The sequence below is a fragment of the Bacillus sp. N1(2025) genome (assembly GCF_053470005.1).
In genome coordinates, this window is the sequence record NZ_JBLTJB010000003.1 from 331,516 (window position 1) to 352,949 (window position 21,434).

The 21,434-nt window shown below is 50.5% G+C and carries 16 protein-coding genes; 12 read left to right on the forward strand and 4 right to left on the reverse strand.

All coding sequences use genetic code 11. The features are described from left to right. The first annotated feature begins 38 nt into the window (after positions 1 to 38). Positions 39 to 1,367 carry a Na+/H+ antiporter NhaC family protein gene (locus ACNFN4_RS09480; RefSeq protein ID WP_022553722.1) on the forward strand — a complete coding sequence of 443 codons (1,329 nt, stop codon included), beginning with the start codon at positions 39 to 41 and terminating at the stop codon, positions 1,365 to 1,367. A gap of 46 nt (positions 1,368 to 1,413) precedes the next feature. Here the strand turns inward: ACNFN4_RS09480 and ACNFN4_RS09485 are convergent, their stop codons facing one another. Next, a complete protein-coding gene (locus tag ACNFN4_RS09485; protein ID WP_007408702.1) occupies positions 1,414 to 2,007 on the reverse strand; it encodes a biotin transporter BioY in 594 nt (197 codons plus the stop codon). Between the two features lie 99 nt (positions 2,008 to 2,106). Between ACNFN4_RS09485 and ACNFN4_RS09490 the strand changes: the two genes are divergently transcribed. From ACNFN4_RS09490 to ACNFN4_RS09525, 8 genes are all read left to right on the forward strand, one after another. Then, complete coding sequence (locus tag ACNFN4_RS09490) at positions 2,107 to 2,703, forward strand: sulfite oxidase-like oxidoreductase (RefSeq protein WP_029973805.1); 597 nt, start codon at positions 2,107 to 2,109, stop codon at positions 2,701 to 2,703. 176 nt (positions 2,704 to 2,879) lie between these two features. Next, positions 2,880 to 3,749: an alpha/beta hydrolase gene (locus ACNFN4_RS09495; protein ID WP_014418781.1), complete on the forward strand. Its 870-nt coding sequence runs from the start codon at positions 2,880 to 2,882 to the stop codon at positions 3,747 to 3,749. 135 nt (positions 3,750 to 3,884) lie between these two features. Beyond that, the gene (locus ACNFN4_RS09500; RefSeq protein WP_448200132.1) at positions 3,885 to 4,670 is read left to right on the forward strand and encodes a 2,3-dihydro-2,3-dihydroxybenzoate dehydrogenase; all 786 of its coding nucleotides are present in this window, start codon (positions 3,885 to 3,887) and stop codon (positions 4,668 to 4,670) included. 23 nt (positions 4,671 to 4,693) lie between these two features. Beyond that, positions 4,694 to 5,890, forward strand: a complete 1,197-nt coding sequence (gene dhbC / locus ACNFN4_RS09505) for an isochorismate synthase DhbC (RefSeq protein ID WP_095273340.1) — start codon at positions 4,694 to 4,696, stop codon at positions 5,888 to 5,890. 18 nt (positions 5,891 to 5,908) lie between these two features. Continuing rightward, complete coding sequence (locus ACNFN4_RS09510; protein WP_448200133.1) at positions 5,909 to 7,534, forward strand: (2,3-dihydroxybenzoyl)adenylate synthase; 1,626 nt, start codon at positions 5,909 to 5,911, stop codon at positions 7,532 to 7,534. A gap of 18 nt (positions 7,535 to 7,552) precedes the next feature. Next, positions 7,553 to 8,479: an isochorismatase gene (locus ACNFN4_RS09515; RefSeq protein WP_021495375.1), complete on the forward strand. Its 927-nt coding sequence runs from the start codon at positions 7,553 to 7,555 to the stop codon at positions 8,477 to 8,479. A gap of 14 nt (positions 8,480 to 8,493) precedes the next feature. Next, a complete protein-coding gene (locus ACNFN4_RS09520) occupies positions 8,494 to 15,621 on the forward strand; it encodes an amino acid adenylation domain-containing protein (protein ID WP_448200134.1) in 7,128 nt (2,375 codons plus the stop codon). A gap of 18 nt (positions 15,622 to 15,639) precedes the next feature. Further along, complete coding sequence (locus ACNFN4_RS09525) at positions 15,640 to 15,855, forward strand: MbtH family protein (RefSeq protein WP_007408694.1); 216 nt, start codon at positions 15,640 to 15,642, stop codon at positions 15,853 to 15,855. Between the two features lie 44 nt (positions 15,856 to 15,899). Here the strand turns inward: ACNFN4_RS09525 and ACNFN4_RS09530 are convergent, their stop codons facing one another. From ACNFN4_RS09530 to ACNFN4_RS09540, 3 genes are all read right to left on the reverse strand, one after another. Further along, on the reverse strand, positions 15,900 to 16,577 hold the full coding sequence (locus tag ACNFN4_RS09530; protein ID WP_007613467.1) for a YukJ family protein: 678 nt from the start codon (positions 16,575 to 16,577) through the stop codon (positions 15,900 to 15,902). Between the two features lie 117 nt (positions 16,578 to 16,694). Next, positions 16,695 to 17,825 (reverse strand): alanine dehydrogenase, encoded by a 1,131-nt coding sequence (gene ald, locus ACNFN4_RS09535; protein ID WP_003152011.1) that lies wholly within the window; start codon positions 17,823 to 17,825, stop codon positions 16,695 to 16,697. Positions 17,826 to 17,928: 103 nt separating this feature from the next. After that, entirely contained in the window at positions 17,929 to 19,158 is a 1,230-nt protein-coding gene (locus ACNFN4_RS09540) for a PucR family transcriptional regulator (protein ID WP_014418775.1), read from the reverse strand. 315 nt (positions 19,159 to 19,473) lie between these two features. Between ACNFN4_RS09540 and ACNFN4_RS09545 the strand changes: the two genes are divergently transcribed. The 3 genes from ACNFN4_RS09545 (at position 19,474) to essB (ending at position 21,383) form a co-directional block, all read left to right on the forward strand. Continuing rightward, positions 19,474 to 19,767, forward strand: a complete 294-nt coding sequence (locus ACNFN4_RS09545; RefSeq protein WP_015418116.1) for a WXG100 family type VII secretion target — start codon at positions 19,474 to 19,476, stop codon at positions 19,765 to 19,767. 75 nt (positions 19,768 to 19,842) lie between these two features. Continuing rightward, positions 19,843 to 20,082 carry an EsaB/YukD family protein gene (locus ACNFN4_RS09550; RefSeq protein ID WP_007408690.1) on the forward strand — a complete coding sequence of 80 codons (240 nt, stop codon included), beginning with the start codon at positions 19,843 to 19,845 and terminating at the stop codon, positions 20,080 to 20,082. Between the two features lie 14 nt (positions 20,083 to 20,096). Continuing rightward, positions 20,097 to 21,383: a type VII secretion protein EssB gene (gene essB, locus ACNFN4_RS09555; RefSeq protein ID WP_448200135.1), complete on the forward strand. Its 1,287-nt coding sequence runs from the start codon at positions 20,097 to 20,099 to the stop codon at positions 21,381 to 21,383. Positions 21,384 to 21,434 lie beyond the last annotated feature (51 nt).

Genomic DNA, 21,434 nt, shown 5'->3' on the forward strand with positions numbered 1-21,434 from the left:
ACATTAGCAAACTAAAGGATTTTTGGAGGGACTCATCAATGAATGCTGTTGTTGTCGCAGTATTGCTCATGCTCGTCTTAAGCCTGCTGCGTGTCAATATTATTATAGCTTTAATGATCGGCGCGCTTGCCGGCGGGCTGACCGGCGGCTTAGGCCTCGGAGAGACGGTGAAGGCTTTTACGGACGGTCTCGGCGGAAATGCCACCGTCGCGGTCAGCTACGCGCTGCTCGGAGCATTTGCCGCGGCGCTGACAAAGACGGGGCTTCCCGATGCAATGGTGGAAGCGTCTGTCAAACTAATCGGAAAAAAGGAAGATTCGCGGAAAAAAGCACTGTCAAAAGTGTTAATCGTACTGATTATTTTAATCATATCCTGTTTCTCGCAAAACGTGGTGCCCGTTCACATTGCGTTTATTCCTGTATTGATTCCGCCGCTTTTAAAAATATTTAATGAACTTGAAATAGACCGCAGGCTGATCGCGTGTGTGATGACATTCGGACTGACTGCGCCGTATATCGTTCTGCCTGTCGGATTCGGACAGATTTTCCAGGGGATGCTAAGAGATAATATGGCGTCAGCCGGTTTAAAGGTGCCGCTCAGTGATATCCCGTATGCTTTAATCATCCCGACGGCCGGGATGGCGGTCGGTTTAATTTTAGCCGTCATCGTCTTCCGGAAACCGAAGAAATATGAGACGAAGGAGATTGCCGGACTATCGTCTTCTCCTTATACGAAAAAAAGCATTGCCATCGCCTTGATCTCCATTGCCGTGTCGCTTGCCGTTCAGCTCTATCTGTCACAAGTGCTCGGAGTGGAAGGTATGATCATGGGCGCGCTTGCCGGCTTGTTTACGCTGTTTATCAGCGGAGTCATGAAGCGCAATGAAGCGGATAAGCTGATCACGGACGGCATGATTCTGATGGCTTTTATCGGGTTTGTCATGCTTGTTGCGGCCGGTTTTTCAAATGTATTGAATAAAACGGGCGATGTGGCTTCCTTGGTCAAAGCATCAACAGGCTTTATCGGCCACAGCCAATCAGTAGGCGCGCTCCTGATGCTGGTGGTCGGTTTGTTAATCACGATGGGAATCGGATCATCATTTGCAACCGTACCCGTCATTACGACCATATTCGTTCCGCTGTGCGCTCAGCTCGGATTCAGCCCGATGGCGACGATCGCCGTAATCGGAGCGGCCGCCGCGGTCGGCGATGCGGGTTCTCCTGCAAGTGACAGTACGCTCGGCCCGACGTCAGGCCTAAGCGCCGACGGACAGCACCACCACATTTGGGATACGTGCGTACCGACATTTATTTTCTATAACATTCCGCTTGTGATATTCGGCTGGATTGCCGCGCTTGTCCTGTAAAAAAAGGCTCCCGGAAAGGGGAGCCTTTTTGTATGCTGAGAACATCTTACGCCGGATTTCTGCTGAACCCCGTCGCTTTATGAATAGACCTGTAAACGGCAGGCGCGATTGATGCCAGTAACAGTGCTAAAACGATATCTTTTATGAAAAACCATATCATGTAAAACCAGGCCATTCCGTAGCTGATCGGAGCATGAAGCCATAATTTCAGCGCAATATACGTATAGGTCGTGCCAATGATATAAATGACGGCGGTACCGATCAAAGAGGCCCATGCATAATGCAGGCGGCCGGGTTTTTTTGTTTTTTCCAGCAGCCATCCGGCTGCAAATGCCGCCGGGATGTAAGCGAGAATAAATCCGCCGCTCTTTCCGATAAACGGCGCAAAGCCTGCTGAGAATTGAGCGAAAACAGGCGCACCCGCGAGTCCGGCCAATGCGTATACCGTCATTGCAATGGCTGCCCGTCTGGCGCCGAGAAGCATCGCGGCTAACAGACAAAAGAAAGGCTGCAGCGATAACGGAATTCCCGCAACTTGCAAAAAAGGAGCCATTGATGTAATGTTGGCGCCGACGGCCATCAGTGCGGCAAACATGCCGATAAGCGCCATATCGCCCGCGCGAAGGTTGCGTTGTTTCATTTGTTTTTCCCCCTTACACTTGTACCAGATTAGCGTAATCGAAGGGTGATTGATTGTCAACAAAGATTTAATGCAGGTTTACTAAATGGAGGGAGCCATATGTTTTTTGGGAAAACGAAACAAACAAAACAGTCGGAACGGATTCCGCCAAACCAAAATGTCACAACGAAGTTTCCCGTGCTTCACGCCGGAAATGTTCCTTATTATGAAGATATGTCAAAATGGAATCTGCAAGTGTACGGACTTGTTGACCGTCCTATGCTGTTAAGCTTTGAAGATATCAAAGCCTTTCCGGAAGCCGAAGTGAAAAATGATATTCATTGCGTCACGGGCTGGTCCCGTCTTGATAATATCTGGAAGGGAATACGCGCCAAAGACATCGCTGAGAAAGCGGGCGTGCACAAAGAAGCGGGATTCGTCATTCTGCACGCTGAAGAGGGCTGGACGGCCAACCTGCCGCTTTCTGATTTTACGCGGGAAACATCCCTGCTGGCATATGCGCATAACGGCGAGCCGTTAACGCCAGAGCACGGCTATCCGCTCAGAGGCGTTTTCCCCCATCTTTATTTTTGGAAAAGCGCCAAATGGCTGCGCGGCATTCAGTTCACAAAGGAAAACCACCCCGGCTTCTGGGAGAAAAACGGCTACCATATGAGGGGAGATCCATGGAAGAATGAGCGCTTTACATGGGATTAAGCCTCCTATCACGATATAGTTCTTAGGTACCTTATTGAAATAAGGTGCTTTTTTTATATCAAAAATCCATTGACTTTGTTTGGCAAAAAACCTATTATTTGAGGTGTCTTTTGATATTGAAAATCATTATCAATAAGCATAGATAAAGCAATTGCCGCAAAGGGGATGAACACATAATGGACGGAAAACAAATAAAGCGGGGTTTCGCGCCGGCCGGCCGATACGCGGTTCCGGGCACAGAAGTAAGAGAAATGCGCTCAAAAGGAGGCCGTACGTATCGTATCTTTGCCTCTTTTCCTCAGGAAGAACCGCCTGCATCCGGCTTCCCCGTCATATACCTGCTCGATGCGAATTCCGTGTTCGGCACAATGGCCGAAGCTTTGCGGGTGCAAAGCCGACGGCCTGAAAAAACAGGCGTTGTTCCGGCGGTGATTGTCGGAATCGGCTACCCGACAGATCAGCCGTTTTCCGCCGAACGTCACAGTGATTTTACGATGCCGCTTTCTGAATCAGAACTGCCGGTGCATCCGCGCGGCGCGGCATGGCCCGAACAGGGAGGGGCGGAAGCATTTCTGGAGTTTATAGAAGAAGAAGTAAAGCCCGCGATGGAGCGGGATTATCCGATCGACAGAGGCAGGCAGACGATTTTCGGCCATTCGCTGGGCGGTCTTTTTGTGCTGCAAGTGCTTTTGACGAGGCCGGACATGTTTCAGACCTATGTTGCCGGGAGTCCGTCAATTCACTGGAACAAGCGTTTTATTCAGGAAAAAGCGGAACGTTTGTCAGACCGGCTCTCTGCGGAAAATCTTCAAGTCAGCGTATTGCTGGCTGCGGGAGAAATTGAAAAAACACATAAAAGCAGAATCCCGCAGCACGCAGAGGCGCTGTACTCTTTATTATGCGGGTTTGAAGATGATGGAGTCCGTGCTGAATACAGCGAGTTTGAAGGAGAGGGCCATATTTCTGTCCTGCCCGTTTTAATCAGCAGGGCACTGCGTTTCTGCCTGAATCCGGGAGGGCCGCATACCCCGTATTCTCCCGCATGAGAAAAAACAGGCCCTTCGAACTAAATGCGGCTGATTCTAATTTTCTAATTGACTGCGTGTTTTGATTTGGATATGATTGTCTTGAATCATAATTGATAATGATAATCATTATCAATATAGAAAGGGAATGATAATATGGACGCATTGGGAATGAAAGGGAAAACGGCCGTTGTCACCGGCGCCGCTCAAGGCATCGGAGAAGCAACAGCGCTTGCCCTTGCTGAACAAGGCGTAAATGTGGCAGCTATAGATACAAATGAAGACCTGCTTCTCGGGCTTACTGACAGACTTCGGAAAAAAGGCGTGCAGGCGCAGGGGTTTGCCGCAGATGTATCTGACAGTGCGGCTGTCAATGATATCATCGCCGCCGTTGAACGCGACATGGGGCCTATTGAAATATTGGCGAACGTTGCGGGCGTGCTGCGGCCGGGTCCGGTGCAATCCCTCAGTGATGAAGATTGGGATCAAACATTTTCTGTTAATACGACCGGCGTATTTCATGTATCGCGGGCTGTAAGCCGGTACATGATTGAGCGTCAAAAAGGCGCCATCGTTACGGTCGGTTCGAATGCAGCCGGCGTTCCGCGTGCTTCCATGGCGGCTTATGCGGCGTCAAAAGCGGCTGCCGCCATGTTTACGAAATGCCTCGGACTGGAGCTTGCTGCCCATCATATCCGCTGCAACATCGTATCTCCGGGTTCAACGGAAACCGACATGCAGCGGGCGCTGTGGCAGGACGAGAACGGAGCCCGGGACGTCATCAGAGGTTCGCTTGATACATATAAAACGGGAATTCCGCTTCAAAAGCTTGCGAAGCCTTCTGATATTGCAAATGCCATTTTGTTTCTGGCTTCTGAACAGGCAAACCATATTACGATGCATGATTTATGCGTTGATGGCGGCGCTACTTTAGGCGTTTGATTTAACGAGAAGGAGGGACAAACATGACAAATCAACATTTATTGGCGGAAGTGTCAGCAAAAGAGGTGCTGGACGCTTACAAGCCCGGGGCGTTCTTTTTAGCTTCCCCGAAAAGTACGATGCTTGCGGAAGGAATGTGTGCGGAAGTGCCTGATACAGACGCGGAAAATCAGCTGGATTCACTGCCTGAACGCGTGAGACAGACGCTTCTTGAGGCAAAGCAAGCCGGCATCAAACATCCGATTGCGGCCGGCGCCATTCCTTTTGACGGCAGAAAAGCTTCCCGGCTTTTTGTACCGAAGAATGTCCATACGGCAGGCCCGCTTTCGTTTGCGGAATCTTCCGCAGAAAAGCCGCAATCCAATACATATGACATCCGTCCCGTTCCGGAGCCTGAGGGCTTTATGAGCGGTGTGGAACAAGGCGTATTCAACATTACGGACGGTCCGCTCAGCAAAATCGTGCTGTCAAGGACGCTTCATCTGACCGCTGAAAAGGATATCGACATTCCTCAGGCCGTCAAGCATTTGGCGCAGCACAACCCGCGCGGCTATACATTCGCTGCGGATGTGACGGGAACGTCAGAAACAAGAAAAACGCTTTTCGGCGCAAGTCCTGAACTGCTGCTGTCCAAAAACGGAACATCGATTCTGTCCAATCCGCTGGCAGGTTCCAGACCTCGCAGCACAGATCCCGCCGAGGATCAGAGAAGAGCGGAAGAACTGCTGCAATCAGCAAAAGATCTGCATGAACATGCCGTAGTCGTGGCCGCCGTGGCCGCCGCCCTTAAACCGTTCTGCCGTGTGCTTGATGTGCCGGAAAAACCGTCACTCATTAAAACTGAGGCGATGTGGCACCTGTCCACCGAGGTAAAGGGAGAGCTGCGTGATCCGTCAACGACATCACTTGAGCTGGCCATCGCCCTGCATCCGACACCCGCGGTATGCGGAACGCCGACGGATGCGGCGAGAGAAGCAATTCAGGATATTGAGCCGTTTGACCGCAATTTCTACACGGGAATGGCGGGCTGGTGTGATGCTGAGGGTGACGGAGAATGGATTATCGCACTCCGCTGCGCCGAAGCGGAAACAAGGTCTCTCCGGCTCTTTGCGGGTGCCGGGATTGTCGCCGGATCAAAGCCGCAGGATGAACTGGACGAGACCTCGGCCAAATTCCGCACCATGCTCCGGGCGATGGGGCTTTACCAAGATGAGTTGTAAAAAAGGAGGGAACGGATCGTGCTGACTGGATTTACGCCATGGCCGGAAGAATGGGCTGACAAATACCGAAAAGACGGCTGCTGGAAGGGTGAGACGTTCGGAGGAATGCTGAAAGAGCGCGCGGCTTTATACGGAAATCAAACTGCCGTGACGTGTAAAGATGTACATTGGACTTACAAAGAATTAGATGAAAGGGCCGATCGTTTAGCGGCGGGACTGCATAAGCTTGGAATTCAAAAGGAAGACCGCGTTGTCGTTCAGCTGCCGAATATCGCTGAGTTTTTTGAAGTGATTTTCGCGTTGTTCCGGCTCGGAGCACTGCCCGTTTTCGCGCTGCCTTCTCATAGAAGCAGTGAGATTACGTATTTCTGCGAGTTTGCAGAGGCGAAAGCATACATCATTCCTGATATGCATTCAGGGTTTGATTACAGAGCGCTTGCCAGACAGGTGAAAGACAAACTTCCGGATTTGGCGCATGTCATTGTGGCCGGCGAAGCTGAAGAGTTTCAAGAACTGAGCAGCCTGCATAGAGGGCCGGTTCAGCTGGAAGATATAAGCCCGGCGGAAGTCGCCTTTTTACAGCTTTCAGGAGGCAGTACGGGGCTGTCCAAGCTGATTCCGCGAACACACGACGATTACATATACAGTTTGCGCATCAGCGCGGAAATATGCGGCTTGGATCATCACAGCGTTTATTTGGCCGCTCTGCCGACAGCGCATAATTATCCGCTCAGCTCGCCAGGTGTGCTGGGAACTTTATATGCCGGAGGCCGGGTTGTTCTGTCACCGACGCCGAGTCCGGATGACTGCTTCCCGTTAATTGAAAAAGAACGTGTCACAATTACAGCGCTCGTCCCGCCGCTTGCGATGGTGTGGATGGACGCATCCGGTTCGCGAAGTGATGATTTATCAAGCCTTCAAGTGCTGCAGGTGGGAGGCGCCAAATTCAGCGCTGAGGCGGCCCGCCGCGTGAAGAGCGCTTTCGGATGCACCCTTCAGCAGGTTTTCGGAATGGCGGAAGGATTGGTGAATTATACGAGACTGGATGATCCTGAAGAGATCATTGTCAATACGCAAGGCAGACCGATGTCACCTTTTGATGAGGTCAGGGTTTTAGACGATGACGGGCGGGATGTCGCCCCCGGTGAAGCGGGACATTTGTTTACACGCGGCCCTTACACGATTCGCGGATATTATAAAGCGCCTGAACATAATGAAAGATCATTCACAGCCGATGGATTTTATCAGACCGGCGATATCGTCAAACTGACGGCGGACGGCTATATCATCGTCGAAGGACGTGCGAAAGATCAAATCAATCGGGGCGGTGAAAAAATAGCCGCTGAGGAGGTGGAAAATCACCTTCTTGCGCATCCTGCCGTTCATGATGCGGCCATGGTTTCAATGCCGGATGATTTTCTCGGGGAGAGATCCTGTGTGTTCGTCATCCCGAAAGGAGAAGCGCCGAAACCGGGAGAGCTGAAAGCATTTTTACGTGAGCGCGGATTGGCGGCATATAAAATCCCCGACCGGATTGAATTTATCGCTTCTTTCCCGAAAACCGGCGTCGGCAAGGTCAGTAAAAAGGATCTTCGCGAAACGATCGCCCAAAAAGTAAAGCCGGCTGAAATCAAACAATCTTAAAAAAAGGAAGTGTTTACATTGGCTATACCGTCTATTCCCGCATATGCGCTGCCGACAGCGTCAGATATGCCTGAAAATAAAGTATCGTGGACGCTGAATCCGAAACGCGCGGTGCTTCTGATCCATGACATGCAGAATTATTTCGTCGATGCTTTTGCGAAAGGTGAGGCTCCGATCACGGAGGCGGCTCAGAATATCAAAAAAATAAAAGAGCAATGCAAAGCACTCGGCATTCCGGTGGTGTATACCGCGCAGCCGGGCAGCCAAGACCCGGCGGACCGCGCGCTGCTGACGGATTTTTGGGGGCCGGGGCTAAAAAGCGGGCCTTATGAAGAAAAGGTCATTCCGGAGCTTGCCCCGGATGATCAGGACATTGTCCTCACAAAGTGGAGATACAGCGCGTTTAAACGGACGAATCTCCTTGACATCATGCGTGAAAGCGGCAGAGACCAGCTCATGATTACGGGAATTTATGCACACATCGGCTGTCTCGTCACAGCCTGTGAAGCATTTATGGATGATATCCAAAGCTTCTTTATCGGAGACGCCGTGGCTGATTTTTCTTCGGAAAAACATAAGATGGCCATCGAATATGCGTCTCAGCGCTGCGCTTACACGGCTTTGACAAACGAAGTACTGGAGCTGCTGGGCGGCGCGCCGGTTTCTGAAGGAGAAGAGAAGGCTTCCGCCGTATTGACAAAAGACCGGGTGCGGGAACAAATTGCGGCGATTCTTCAAGAATCACCGTCTGATATTCCGGATCATGAAGACCTGCTGGATAGAGGTCTTGACTCCGTCAGAATCATGAGCCTTGTCGAACAATGGCGCCGTGACGGAGCTGAAGTGACGTTTGTGGAACTGGCGGAGAACCCGACGCTGGAAGAGTGGTGGAGACTTCTTTCTTCCCGATCTCAAAAAGTCTTGCCGAACGCAGATTATTTATAAAGGGAGAGAATAGAATGCATGATACACAACAGCTGCCTCTGACAGGCGCACAGGCCGGTATCTGGTTTGCGCAGCAGCTTGATCCTGATAATCCGATTTACAATACAGGCGAGTACGTTGAGATAGACGGCGCGATCGATGTGAACATATTTAAAACCGCTCTCGAACGCGTGCTGACAGAAGCCGCGTCATTACACGCCCGCTTCGAGGAGGGGGCAGACGGGCCGAAGCAGATCATCAATCCTCCATTTGAGGCTGCGATCGATGTCATAGATGTGAGTTCAGAAGCTGATCCGAAGCAGGCCGCACTCAGACTCATGCAGACAGATTTGGATGAGCCTGTCGATATGGCGGCCGGGCCTTTGTTCCGCGACATTTTATTTCAGGCGGGACCGGAACGCTTTTTCTGGTATCAGCGCATTCACCACATTGCGATAGACGGCTACGGTTTTTCACTGCTGGCACGGCGTACGGCGCAAGTGTACACCGCAATACGGGAGGGACGTCCGGATAACGGGCGCTCCTTCGGTTCTTTGGAGGATCTGGTAAAAGAAGATCAAGAGTACCGCGCGTCTGATCAATTCCTGAAAGATCGGGAATTTTGGATGGAGAAATTTGCGGATGAACCTGATGTCGTCAGTTTGGCGGAAAGAGCGCCGAGAACGTCAACACGTTTTCGGAGAAGCACGGCTTATCTTTCTGAAACGGCTTTACAGCATGTAAAAGCGATTCCGAACTGGCATGAAGCCGTCACGGCCGCAGCGGCGGTATATGTCCATCGGATGACAAACGCGGGGGATATCGTACTCGGCTTACCGATGATGGGGCGGATCGGCTCGATTTCACTGAATATTCCGAGTATGGTCATGAATCTTATGCCTTTACGGCTTTCTCTTCGCCCGGATATGAATTTTCATGAGGCCGTCAGCCAAGTGGCAAAAGAAATCCGAAACATCCGGCGCCATCAGAAATACCGCCATGAAGATATGCGCCGCGACCTTAAATTGCTCGGAGAAAATCGCAGGCTGTTCGGCCCGCAAGTCAATGTGATGCCGTTTGACTACGCGCTTGATTTCGCCGGAGCGCCGGGCACCGTTCATAATTTATCAGCAGGGCCCGTTGATGATTTGTCAATTAACGTTTACGACAGAGCGGACGGAAGCGGAATGCGTGTGGACTTTGATGCGAATCCGGAAGTGTACAGCGCCGAAGATATTGAAAACCATCAAAAACGATTCCTGCTTCTGTTGGAATCCGCTGTGAAAGACCAGACACAAAAAATCGGCACACTCAACCTTCTGCTTGAAAGTGAACGTCTCCGCGTACTGGAAAGCTGGAATGACACGCGCAAGGCCGAGAAGCAGAAAAGTCTGCCGGAGCTGTTTTACGAACAGGCCGTAAAAACACCGGACCGGCCGGCAATCATCACCGAAAACGAAGAGCTCAGCTATGCCGAATTGAACAAGCGCGCGAACCAGCTTGCCGGCATGCTAAAGGAAAAGGGGCTCGGACCGGAACAATTTGCCGCTTTGCTGCTTCCGCGGTCACAGGAGTTGGCCGTGAGCATGCTGGCCGTTTTGAAAACGGGAGCCGCATACCTGCCGCTTGATCCTGATTTTCCTTCTGAGCGGATCACATACATGCTCAAAGATGCACAGCCTGCATGCCTGATTACAACGATGGAATTATCCGGCCGCATGCCGGAAGACAGTGATGCAAAAAGGATCATTCTCGATGACCCGGATACGGTAAAAACCGTTGCCGCTCAAAATGCTGACTGTCCCGCTCAGGCGGAATGTTCGCCTTTGCACCCCGCTTATATCATTTATACATCGGGCTCAACGGGCAAACCGAAAGGCGTAGTCGTCACATTAAAAAGCGTAAGCAATTTCCTCTTATCCATGCGGGAAATGTTCCCGCTCGGCGAACAAGACCGCCTGCTTGCCGTTACGACTGCGGCGTTTGATATTTCCGGACTTGAGCTCTTCCTTCCGCTCATCAGCGGGGCGGGGTGCGTCATCGCACGTAAAGAGACGATTCAGGAACCGCGGGCGCTTGCGCACATGATTCACTCATACGGTATTTCAATCATGCAGGCAACGCCGACATTGTGGCATTCATTAGTCACCAATGAACCGGATTCTCTCCGGGCGCTGCGGGTGCTTGTCGGAGGTGAGGCGCTTCCGAACGCGCTTATGCATGCTCTGCTTGAATCAGGCTGTACGGTGACGAATCTGTACGGGCCGACTGAAACAACAATCTGGTCGGCCGCACAGCCGCTTGCAAAAGACCATACGGGGGCGCCTCCGATCGGAACGCCGATTTGGAACACGCGGGTATATGTGCTGGACGCCGCATTGCAGCCCGTCCCGCCGGGAATCGCGGGCGAGCTTTATATCGCGGGCGAGGGGCTTGCCAGAGGTTATTATAACCGTCCTGATTTAACAGCTGAAAGATTCATTGCCGATCCGTACGGGCCCGCGGGCGCGAGGATGTACCGGACGGGAGATCTCGTGCGCTGGCGTGAGGACGGCTCGCTTGATTATATCAGCAGAGCCGATCACCAAATTAAAATCCGCGGGTTCCGGATAGAATTAGGAGAAATTGAGTCAGTGCTGTCGAAATACCCGGGTATTTCGCAGGCCGCCGTCATTGTCCGTGAAGACCAGCCGGGAGATAAGCGGCTGGCGGCTTACGCTGTCGCGGATCAGCCCCTTGATATCGGCGGACTTCGTGCATATATGGCCGAAAGCCTGCCGGATTATATGGTGCCGGGCGCGTTTGTACAGCTGAAAGAATTGCCGCTGACGCCGAATAAGAAGCTCGATCGCAGCGCTCTGCCTGCACCTGATTTTTCCGCTGTCCTGTCTGACAGAGGGCCGCGGACGCCGCAGGAGGAAATATTATGCGATCTGTTTGCCGAGGTTCTCGGTCTCGCGCGGGTCGGAATTGATGACGGGTTCTTTGAATTGGGCGGACATTCGCTCTTAGCCGGACGCCTGATGAGCCGGGTCCGGGAGACGATGGGCGCAGAGCTTGGCATCGGCCGTCTGTTTGATACGCCGACCGTTGCCGGGCTCGCCGCACAGCTTGACACCGCAAAGAGTGCGCGGCCTAAGCTCAAGCCGTTTGACCGGCCGGAGCACATCCCGCTGTCATTTGCGCAGCTGCGTCTTTGGTTTCTCTACTGTCTTGAAGGGCCAAGCCCGACTTACAACATTCCGGTGATTGTCCGCATGTCAGGCAAGCTTGACCAATCAGCGCTGAAACACGCCTTTTACGATGTTGTCAGCCGTCATGAAAGCCTGCGCACTGTTTTTCCGGAAAATAAGGGATCATCTCATCAGCTCATTTTATCTGCTGAAGATGCCCGCCCTGTGTTTACAGTGACACGTGCAGACAAAAACGAGCTCCAAGACATGCTTGCCGCTGCGGCACGATATCGGTTTGATCTCGCTAAAGAGCCGGCCGTCCGGGCTGAGCTGTTTGATCTTGGTGACGGCGAGTATACGCTGATGATTCTCCTGCATCACATCGCAGGTGACGGCTGGTCCTTGAATCCGCTCATGCGTGACTTATCCATAGCCTATATCGCCCGGCAAACAGGTGAAAAAGCAGAATGGGCGCCGCTGGCGGTTCAATATGCGGATTATGCGCTTTGGCAGCAGCAGCTTTTAGGCAGCGCGTCTGATTCTGAGAGCTTAATCGCGCGCCAGCTGGATTTCTGGAAGAAAACGCTTGAAAATGTACCGGATCAGCTGGAGCTGCCGTCTGATTTTCCGCGTCCTGCTGAATCAAGCTACAGGGGCGGCGTCATTCCGGTCAACATTGGCCAAGAGCTTCATGCCCGTCTTCTCTCACTTGCCAGAAATCAGCGCGTAAGCCTGTTTATGGTGCTTCAATCAGGGCTTTCCGCGTTACTGACCCGGCTCGGTGCAGGGACCGATATTCCGATCGGCAGTCCGATAGCCGGCCGCAGTGATGACGCATTGGGAGACCTTGTGGGTATGTTCATTAATACACTCGTACTGAGAACCGATACCTCTGGCGATCCGAGCTTTTGTGAGCTCCTTGAAAGGGTCAGGGAAATGAATCTCGCAGCATATGAACATCAGGACGTGCCGTTTGAACGTCTCGTGGAAGAATTGAATCCGGTTCGTTCCCGGTCAAGACATCCGCTGTTCCAAGTGATGCTCGCATTCCAAAATACGCCTGATCCTGTACTCAGTCTTCCTGATATGGAAACAAGTCTGCAAATCAGCAGTGTCGGATCGTCCAAATTTGATTTGACGCTGGAATTGGCTGAACAGCGCCATGACGACGGCACGCCTGCCGGTATTGAAGGCCTGCTGGAGTTCAGTACGGACTTATTCAGAAAAGAAACGGCTGAAGCACTTGCCGGACGCCTGCTTCTTCTGCTCGAAGATGCCGTATCACATCCGGATAAATCAATCGGAAGCTTAACCATTCTTTCTGATGAAGAGCGCCGGAAGCTTTTGCCGGTTAAACGGGCAAAACAGCATATTCAGCCTCGGCAGACACTGCCTGAATTGTTTGAAATACAGGCCGCCGCAAAATCGGATGAAACGGCGGCAGTATGTGAAGAGAGCGGACTCACTTATAAAGAGCTGAATGAAAGAGCCAATCAGCTCGCGCACATGATGATTGCCCGCGGCGTCGGCCCGGAGCAGTTTGTCGCACTGGCGCTGCCGCGTTCTTTAGATATGATTGTCGGGCTGTTAGCCGTCCTGAAGACGGGGGCAGCGTATCTGCCGCTTGATCCTGATTATCCCGCGGACCGCATCGCTTTTATGTTACATGATGCCAAGCCTGTATTTATGCTCACCAATCGTGAAGGCGCAAGTAAGCTCTCTATCGAAAGCGGCATGCCGGCCTTCATCTTGGATGATCCGCAGAACAAGGAAACACTTCGGCAATATGCCGTCACGAACCCTGAGAATGCCGACCGTATTCGTCCGCTGTCACCGCTTCACCCGGCCTATGTCATTTACACGTCGGGATCAACAGGTGTGCCGAAAGGTGTCATCATTCCGCACAGCAATGTTATCAGGCTGTTTGAGTCGACGCGGCATTGGTATCACTTTCATTCTGATGATGTATGGACGATGTTTCACTCCTACGCTTTCGATTTCTCTGTCTGGGAAATGTGGGGGCCGTTGCTTCACGGCGGACGTCTCGTCATCGTGCCGCATGACATCAGCAGATCGCCGGAAGCGTTTTTACATCTCCTCGTGAAAGAGCGGGTGACTGTACTTAACCAAACGCCGTCAGCGTTTTACCAGCTGATGCATGCGGAAAAAGAACACAAAGAGCTGGGGCGTCAGCTCGCACTCAGATATATCATCTTCGGCGGCGAGGCGCTTGAGCTGAGCCGGCTTGAGGATTGGTACAGCCGCCACGCGGACAATCAGCCGGTGCTCGTGAATATGTACGGCATTACGGAAACGACGGTGCACGTCAGTTACCTTGAATTAGACAAAAACATTGCCGAACTGAAGGCAAACAGCCTCATCGGCTGCGGCATTCCTGATCTGAACGTATATGTGCTTGATGACCGGCTGGAGCCTGTGCCTCCGGGCATCACGGGCGAAATGTATGTGGCCGGAGGAGGCGTGGCACGCGGTTACTTAGGGCGGCAAAGCCTGACCGCCGAACGCTTTGTAGCTGATCCGTACGGCCCGCCGGGAACGAGAATGTACCGGACAGGGGATTTAGCCCGCCTGCGGAAGGACGGTTCTCTTGATTATATGGGCAGAGCGGACCACCAGATTAAAATCCGCGGCTTCCGGATTGAATTGGGAGAAATCGAAGCGGTTCTCGTCAAACATCCGGATGTCGAGGATGCTGCCGTAGTTGTCCGTGAAGACCGGCCGGGAGATAAACGGCTGGCCGCCTACCTTGTCCGATCTGCCGGCAGCACCTTGGACACGGGGGACATGCGCCGGTTTACCGAAGAAAGCCTGCCGGATTACATGGTTCCGTCAGCTTTTGTCAAAATGAATGAACTGCCGCTGACACCGAATGGAAAGCTTGACCGAAAAGCGCTCCCTGCGCCTGACTTCCAAACGGAGGTCACCGGCCGGGGACCGAGAACGCCGCAGGAAGAAATGCTGTGTGAGCTGTTCGCAGAGGTGCTTCACCTGCCGCGTGTCGGTATTGATGACAGATTCTTTGATTTAGGCGGCCATTCTTTGCTTGCGGTTCATTTAATGAGCCGTATTCGGGAAGCGATGGGAGCCGAGCTGAGTATCGGAACATTATTTGAAGCTCCTACGGTGGCAAGCCTTGCTGAAAGACTTGAGTCAGGAACGGGTGCAAGCGCGCTTGATGTTCTTCTTCCGCTCAGAACGGCAGGAGAAGAAACACCGTTGTTCTGTGTCCATCCGGCCGGCGGTCTCAGCTGGTGTTATGCCGGGCTGATGTCTTCTTTAGAGGCTGATTATCCGATATACGGCTTACAGGCGAGAGGCATCGGAAAAAAAGAACCGCTTCCGCAAAGCTTAGATGACATGGCGGCGGATTATATTGAAAAAATCCGCACCGTGCAGCCGAAAGGGCCGTACCGTCTGCTCGGCTGGTCTCTCGGAGGGAATGTCATTCAGGCCATGGCGACACAATTACAGAGCCGGGGTGAAGAGGTTTCGCTTTTGGTGATGCTTGACGCGTATCCGAATCATTTTCTGCCGATAAAAAATGCGCCTGATGACGAGGAAGCCGTTATTGCGCTGCTTGCCCTGGGAGGGTACGACCCGGACAGCCTGGGGGATCAGCCGCTTGATTTTGACACCGCGCTGACCATTCTCCGCCGTGAGGGAAGCGCATTAGCCAGCCTGGACGAGTCAGTGATGATGAATCTGAAAGACACGTACATTAATTCTGTCGGGCTGTTAGGAACATACAAGCCGAAGCCGTTCCACGGAGATGTGCTGTTCTTCAGATCCACGATTATTCCGGAGTGGTTTGACCCGATTGAGCCGGATACTTGGAAACCGTATATTACGGGGAAAATTGAGCGGTATGACTTAGACTGCCGCCATAAAGATATGTGCCAGCCGGGCCCGCTTGCCGACATCGGCGCGATTCTGGCAGAGAAATTAAACGGACGGCGTACAGTCCGGTAAAGAAAGGAAAGAGATGATATGACAAATCCATTTGAACGGGAAGACGGCTCATACCATGTGCTCGTCAATGCTGAAGGCCAGTACTCACTGTGGCCGGCCTATCTGGATGTGCCGGACGGCTGGGAAACCCGCCTCACGAATGAAACCCGCCCCGTTTGTCTCGAATATATTGAAACAAACTGGCGTGATATGAGGCCGGAAAGCCTGAAACAGGCCGAAGCCGCTAAAATGTAATAAGAAAAGCCTGCCGTTATTTCGGCAGGCTTTTTATGCGGACATCAGCCGTTAAGCTGTGTATGATCACAAAATGTATAAGGGTGGCCTTCTTCATTCGTGCACCATGACTGAGACAGAAAAGCCAAAAAGACCGCGGCCCACTGGTCTGCAAACTGGATTAAAATACCGCCGTCGTGCCACGTTCCGTTATCCTTCTTCCAGCGTGTATCAATTGGGTTTCCCTGATTCATATGAATATTATGCATGCCGTTTGTCGGTTTGAACCCGAAAATCTTATCAGCGCCCGGCTCCGGCCCGAATTTAGAGCCGTAAATATAGACGGTGGCTTTTTCTGATTTGGCTTTTTGCATGTACGTCTCAATAAAGTCATTTAAGTCATTATCCGGACCGGTGACTTCATGCGGGAGGGGCACCATGTTCCGGGGATCAAACAATCCGCCGCGGACATAATCCAGCGCCAGCTCACGGCTGGTTTCATCAATTGGGGTATATCCATACGGAATGTTGGGCAGCAGGGTGATCGCGCTTGCGTCAAAATGATCGCGTGCCGCATACAGAACCTCTGATTCTTTTGAACTTGACATGACATTGATCGCACAGCGATAGCGCGTATCAGGCTCGCCTAGCACCTCGACTTGAAAATGCGGAGAATCATCATCTGTTTCCCTTTTCATATCTGACACAGTGCCTTTTAATACACCATAGTGCTGAACAGCCATATGAATCCTCCTTTTTCTTCCGGGATATGAATTGATATTCGAGACAGGGGGCCGTTTTTCCTTTTATGAGAAAGAAAAAAGGACAGCCCGCTGATCAGGCTGTCCTCTTCATATCTATTAAGCTTTTGCAGCCGAACCTTGCATTGCTTTTTCAGCAGGCACGTAGTCATAGCCTAAGTCTTTGGCTACCGCTTCATACGTGACATGTCCGTTAGCCGTATTTAAGCCCGCTTTAAGCGCAGGGCTGTCTGCAATGGCTTGTGCCGCGCCTTTATTGGCGATTTGAAGCGCGTAAGGAACGGTTACATTCGTTAATGCGAGCGTAGACGTACGCGGTACGGCGCCCGGCATATTGGCGACAGCGTAGTGAACGACGCCGTGTTTTTCGTAAGTTGGATTATCGTGGGTTGTAATATGATCAACGGTTTCCACAATGCCGCCCTGATCGATGGCAACATCAACAATGACGGAACCCGGTTTCATTTGTTTAACCATTTCTTCCGTAACGAGAGTCGGCGCTTTGGCTCCCGGGATGAGCACGGCGCAGATCAGAAGATCCGCTTCCGCGACGGAATCTGCAATATTTACAGGGTTTGACATCAATGTTTTAATCTGATGCCCGAAAATATCATCAAGCTGACGCAGTCGGTCTGCGTTCAAATCGATCATTGTCACATCGGCACCGAGTCCGACAGCCATTTTCGCGGCATTTGTTCCGACGCCGCCTCCTCCGATGATTGTGACTTTTCCGCGGGATACACCCGGTACGCCGGCTAATAAAATTCCTTTTCCGCCCTTTGGTTTTTCAAGAAACTGAGCCCCGATTTGAGCGGCCATTCTGCCGGCCACTTCGGACATCGGCGTAAGCAGCGGAAGGGAACGTCCGTCCGTTACCGTTTCGTACGCGATAGCTGTCACGCCTTTTTCTGTAAGCGCTTTAGCTAATTCCGGCTCTGCAGCTAAATGAAGGTAAGTGAATAAGACCAGACCTTGACGGAAATACGCATATTCTTCAGCCAGCGGTTCTTTTACCTTCATGACCATTTCCGCATCCCATACTTGCTTTCTGTCCTCCAGAATTTCCGCTCCTGCTGATACGTAATCTTCATTTGTAAAGCCGCTTCCGAGTCCCGCTCCGGATTCCACAAGAACCCGATGGCCGTTTCCGATAAGCTGTGAAACGCCTCCAGGTGTTAATGCCACTCGATTTTCATTGTTTTTGATTTCCTTTGGAACCCCGATAATCATGTCTGTTTCCCCCAATGTTTGTGTGATGCTTCAAGTGTAGCGCGATTTTTGCGAAAATTCTTTGTTTGAAACAGAAAATAAAAAAACACGGATTTGTGAAATTTCACGAACCCATGCTGCGAAGTTTGATATCAAGGTAAATCGTAAACTTTTCATTCACATTTTTTAAGTCGATTTCTGCGATCTGGCTGATTCTTTTCAGCCTGTAATTCAATGTATTGACATGGATGTTAAGCGCTTTAGCGGCGGTGTTGACGTTGCTGTCGGCATCAATAAAATGTTCGAGCGTTTTTACCATATCGGCTTGGTGCTCCCTGTCATACTGCTCAAGCTTTGAGAGGGAATAGTTCATATAGCCGCTGTGCTTGCGTTTTTCATCCAACACATCCAGGTACTGATAAATGCCGAGTTCTGAGAAGCTGAAAAGGTGTTTGGTTTCTCTCACAAACCGCTCTTTCGCTTTTAATACGGAAAGCGCTTCCTGATAGGAGCGGTAAACGTAAGAAATCGATTCGTAAATACCGCCGACCGCAATCGACGCATCCTCAATTTTATATCGTTCCTTCAGCTGTTTTTGAATATGAAGGGCGAAGTGCTTTAAATCTTTAAAAGGCTGATCGGTTTTCGGCGCGGCTAATAAGATTAATTCATTTGAATCGACAGTCGCCAGCATGACATGAATCTGCTGTGTCGTTTCCTGCAAATATTGCAGCTGCTGTTCCGTCTTTTCAGTCAGCTCATCATGTAAACGGATGATCATGACGCTGAACACGGACGGCAGCGCCATTCCGAGCTTATGAAACCCTTCGGCCATCTCGGCTTCCTGATAAATATGGCCGGTCAGCATTTTCCAAAAAAACTCCTGGCCCCGCTCTTCGATTTTCGTTTTGCGGATCTGCAGGTGCAAAAGTTTGTTCCGCACCGCTTTGGCTGCCAGCTGAAGTGTCTTCAGGTCCTCGTCATTGAGCTTTTTTTTGATCTCAAGCGCCCAAATAAATCCGAGAACCTGACTGTTTTTCCAGATGGAAATCGCTACGCGGTTGCTTAGCCCCACCTCGTCAATTTCTTTCACTTTGATCGGCTGGTCTGTTTTTAAAAGAGCCGGAATGGTTCCGTCTTTCCACAGTTTGTTGATGACTTTTTCCGGCACCCTCCGCCCGATAATCGTCGACGTCCGGGCCGGATCTGTACAATCGCTGTGCGTGCTGTATGCAAGCAGTTTATGATTAACGTCTTCTATTGTAATGGGGCATTGAAGAACTTCACTGATATGGTCGGCAACATCTTCAAGCCTGTCGAAACTGTACTTAAATGGATCCTTTGGATTGGTCATCTGTATCCCTACTTTTTCATAGCTTCATATCTTGATCTTACCATCTTGCTTTTCAGACTGAAAGGCATCTTTGCAGGGAAATAGACTAGGACAATAAGATCATTCGATGAAAACGAAAATAATAAGAAAATCATACTACTACATTTACAAAATGTGTAAATATACCGAAAAATCCAATATATCATAAGACTCATTTTGTAAAATTAAAACAGATTTGTTTGACTGTGCCGAATGGTTGTTTTTATAATAATGACGTTCAAAAAATAAGTGAATTAGCCCATATTTAGGCTGATGACACAGGAGGGTATAAGGAATATGTCTGGATTAATTCGTGTCACACCCGAAGAGCTAAGAGCGATGGCTAAGCAATATGGCGTTGAAAGTCAGGAAGTCATGAATCAGGTTGACCGCCTGAACCGCATGATTTCTGATTTGAAAAGCATGTGGGAAGGTGCTTCAAGTGAAGCATTTGCAGATCAATATGAGCAGCTGAAACCTTCATTTATTAAAATGTCTGAATTGCTTCAAGATGTGAATCATCAGCTCGATCAAACGGCAAATACGCTTGAGTCTACTGACCAAGATATCGCTAACCAAATTCGCGGATAATAAGATGAATGAAGAAACGGAGCGCCTGATTCAATCAAGAAGACGGCGCTCTTTCTATGTAAGGGTGATATGAATATGTATATCGATATTACAATAGATTTAACACATTATAATGGCAGCGTCTTCGATCTCAGATTGTCAGATTACCATTCTGTGAAAAAAGTCATTGATATTGCCCGGCAGGCTCAGCATGTATCCGTTCCGCCGCGTGAAGGCTATTGGATCAGAGTGGTCAATAAAGAAGCGGTTTTTTCCGGAGAACAAAAGCTATCTGACTGCGGCATTACGAACGGAGACCGCCTTGAAATTTTATGAAAGGACATGGTGGAATGACAGGTCATAACCGATCTTATTTAGAAACAGAATTAGACGCCGTCCGGGAAGAAACCGAATCAGGCTTCACGTTCACCTTCCAGCGGGAAAAAATCAAGCTTCTTGACGGGCTGGAAGCAAACGTGATTAAAGATGCTGATCCTTTTTTTCAAAAAGAGGTCTCAGTTTCAGAAGACGAAGTAACCATCACAATCAAACCTCCTTCTTCTTATCAGGCTTTCCGCTATATAAAAGGAAAAGATAAAAAAAGCAGGTGGCAATTTGCCTACCGTCTCGTCCAAACCGTGAAACAGCATAAGCTGAAACGTCTCAATCTGATTGCCGCCCCTGAAAATATCGTGTTTGATAAAGCGCTGACGCCTTACTTTCTTCATTACGGCGTAAAGGAGAGCCTTCCGCCTTATGAGGAAGATAGAGAAAGGGTGTTAAAAGAGCTTAAAGCCTGTGCGGCGCTTGCAGCTGACGGGGCGTACACCTTCGATGAATATTTGAAGTACAAGGAGACGCTTCACTTCTCTCCTGAGGTGAAAAGCGTGCTAGAGGCGGAGACGATTGAAGAACTGGAAGAAACCATTCAAACCGCAATTGATTCCCTCGAAGAAAGGGACAAGACATACATAAAACTGCCGAAAAAGAAATGGAAAATCCAAAGATACGCCGGTCTGGCGCTTGCCGTCCTCCTTGTGCCGGCACTTCTTTACTCCTTATACGTTCTGTTTTTCGCCCAGCCAAAGCAAGAGGCAATTACGGAAAGCAACCGCTATTTTTTAAATCAGCAGTACAGCAAAGTCATTGACACACTCGCTAAATACGATGCGGAAAGCCTCCCGGAATCTGTCCAGTACGAGCTTGCTTCCTCTTATGTGGCAGTTGAAAATCTGAGGGAAGAACAGCGGAAAAACATCGGGAATCTGGTCACGCTGCAATCAGACCCGAAGCACTTCCTTTATTGGATTGATATCGGCAGAGGGGAAAATGAAGAAGCCATCAAAATCGGCCGCAATCTTGAGTACAACCCGTACATCTGGCTCGGACTTACAAAATATAAACAGCAATTATTAGCGGATGACAGTATGAAAGACGACGAAAAGCAGAAAGAACTGGACGCCGTGGAAAGCGAGCTTGCGAAGGCGAAAAAAGAGGCGGAGGAGCAGCATAAAGATGCGGAGGAAAACGGTGACACCGCCGAAGCTTCCGCCGGACAGGATGAGAGCAAACAAGACAAAGCGAAAGATAACAAAGAGAACGACAAGAAAGATGAGAAAAAAGATGAAAAAAAATAACAGCACACATCAAATGGCCGCAGGTAACGATCAGGCTGTCAGGAGGTTCGC